Origin of the sequence: Peptostreptococcus sp. D1, from assembly GCF_900112955.1 — a bacterium.
Taxonomy (GTDB): Bacteria; Bacillota; Clostridia; order Peptostreptococcales; family Peptostreptococcaceae; genus Peptostreptococcus.
Window position 1 is genome coordinate 1 of sequence record NZ_FONP01000032.1, and the last position, 2,600, is coordinate 2,600.

Below are 2,600 nucleotides of genomic sequence, written 5' to 3' on the forward strand. Positions count from 1 at the left end.
AGACAGACAGACAGACAGACAGACAGACAGACAGACAGACAGACAGAGCAATAATTCTGTCTTTTTGCGATGTAGATTTTTATAGTTGGCAGGAATATGTACCTGATGGATAGGTATGTATTTCTGCCAATTTTTTTTATAATATTTTTCAAAAATAAAGGAGGATACAAAAATGAGAAAAACAATGAAAAAATCTATGGGCTTAATAATGGCTCTACTGATGGTGTTTGGTGTATTTGCCGGCACAACAAATGTATTTGCGGCTAATAATGTAATAAGTAATTATAGCCAAAGTGGGTGGAGAATCAACGGAGAAGTTGATTTGTCAAATGTCGTATCAAATAGCGGTCATGATGTGGAAGAAAATGGCAGTCTATACTACAAGGGAAATATAGGGGGCGTTGTTGAAGCTTCTGACTTGTTTAAAGGAGCTTATGATAAATATATTAAAGATTACAAGGGAACATTGTATTGGGGTAAAAAGGTTGAAAATCTTGTAATGTTTAATAGGGATGAAAAATTTCCGACAGCACAGTATACTATTGATTTTCCGGATAACTTTAATGTTGATTTCGATAACATTGTAGTAACAGATAATACAGCACTTGTTAGCAAAATAGAAAAATCATATGATAAAATAAACAATTCTGTAACATTCACATTTTATTTAGGAAATTGGAATGACTACAAAGGTTTTTTTGGATTATATGAAAAGGAGGGAACAGACGGACATCCAATAACAATTAATGTTCCATATTCAGTAGAAATAACAGATTCTGCTATTACAAATCTTGGGACAATTAGTTCTGAAGGATTATGTGCCTTGTATAAGGGTGGAAACAAGCTCTTTAATACTCAATTAGTTAATGTTGTAGCAAAGAAAATAGATATCAATGTAAACAGGTAAGGAGGTTATTAATGAAGAAAAAAGCATTTAAATTGTTAGTCATACCACTTATTATGGCATTGACCTTATCGGTTTTTCCGAATGTGTCACATGCTGAAACCGAAGAACAACTAAATGGGTGGCTAACAGATAATTATTGGAGTGAATTGGAAATATATAATGGCAATCTAATTCCCAAAGGAGTCAATTTGGAGGAAATCAGCTTTTTAGGTAAAAACATACAGGTTGATGATAATTTTGGATTTATGTGGGCTAATACAGGAATCAGGTCTGACAGACCGGCATTGTTTGATTTATTTGGTGAGGATGCCGGTTATGACTTAAAGGATATAGCTGACAGAGATTATTCATCATGGAATGATGAATACCACAAAGATGGTAAAGTTTGGAATCCTTTGAATTTTGATACAGAAAAAGATCTCATAAAAAACATTAATGACTTTAATATTTATGGAGATTTATCAAGCCCTCAAACAACGAACTCAAAAACTGTAGGGGAATATACAATAGGGGATATTCTAAACCTTGACTTATCAGTAGATTTATCTCTATTTAAAAATGTAATGAACACCCATCTTTTAGAGGTGATTAATTCAAAATATGACTACACGGCTACAAAACTTCCTTTAGAAGGTCAAGGATTTGTTTTGGCTGATGACAAATTCGCATTTACTTTTGATTTTCCAGCCGGTATCGTTATTGATGATTCTATGCAATTAGAAATAAAAGGGCTAGAAGGTTATCCATTAAAATGGGACACTATAAAAGATGATACAACCGGTAAAAAAATAGTTGTATATGCTGATGAAGAAAATCCTAGAGCGGTTTCATCTGTAGCTGATTATTTTAATAAGATGAATGCTTCGAACGGGAGGGTTACATTAAGCATAAAAAATGTAAAAATTTCAGATAGTGTACCACTAAATACAAATTTAACTATTAAGTCATTTATTGGTGGAATGTATGATTTTGCTATGACAAATAACAAAGCAATACTAGATAATCGTAGCAGTGAAGGGATTGATAGAGACAAAGACTACTTAACAAGAACTTTTACTGTTTTTGCGGCAAAGCAAAATAATGAAGGAAGAGATGAAGCAGCACCTGCTGACAAGCCAAATCTGATATCATACACCTTTAAAGTAAATAAGCCTGCAAACAATACCGTTACATTCATAAACGAGGATGCGGAATATGCTAAGGTAAAGGTTGAAACGGGCAAGGCGATTGACAATGACGATTTAACAGATGAGTCAATGCCACAAAACCCAACTAAGAGTGGATATACATTCAAAGAATGGAATACACAAAAAGACGGTAAAGGAACTGCCTTTACAGGAACGACCGTTGTAAATGAAGATATGACGGTCTATGCGATTTATAGTAAAAATGCTGTTGTCATCAATGAAGCACCAAAATTAGAAGTTAGAGATAAGACCATAGAAAAGGGAACAGCTTTAGACCTGAAAGAACTTATCATATCAGCAACAGATAAAGAAGATGGAGACCTCAAGTCTAAGGTTGAACTTATTGACGATGGCGGATTTGATAAGAATAAGGTAGGAAAATACACAATTACCTTTAAAGTAACGGATAAAGACGGAGCAAGTACAACTAAAAAAGCAACAGTTACTGTAATAGAAAAGGATAAGCCGAAACCAAATCCTGATGACAATAAACCGAAACCAAATCC

2 protein-coding genes are annotated in these 2,600 nt (G+C 33.7%); both read left to right on the forward strand.

The window, feature by feature from the left end:
- The first annotated feature begins 172 nt into the window (after window positions 1–172).
- On the forward strand, window positions 173–907 hold the full coding sequence (locus BM120_RS10580) for a hypothetical protein (RefSeq protein WP_091995827.1): 735 nt from the start codon (window positions 173–175) through the stop codon (window positions 905–907).
- Between the two features lie 11 nt (window positions 908–918).
- Window positions 919–2,600, forward strand: a 1,682-nt coding sequence (locus tag BM120_RS10585) for an InlB B-repeat-containing protein (RefSeq protein ID WP_091995829.1), incomplete at its 3' end; no start/stop codon positions are given.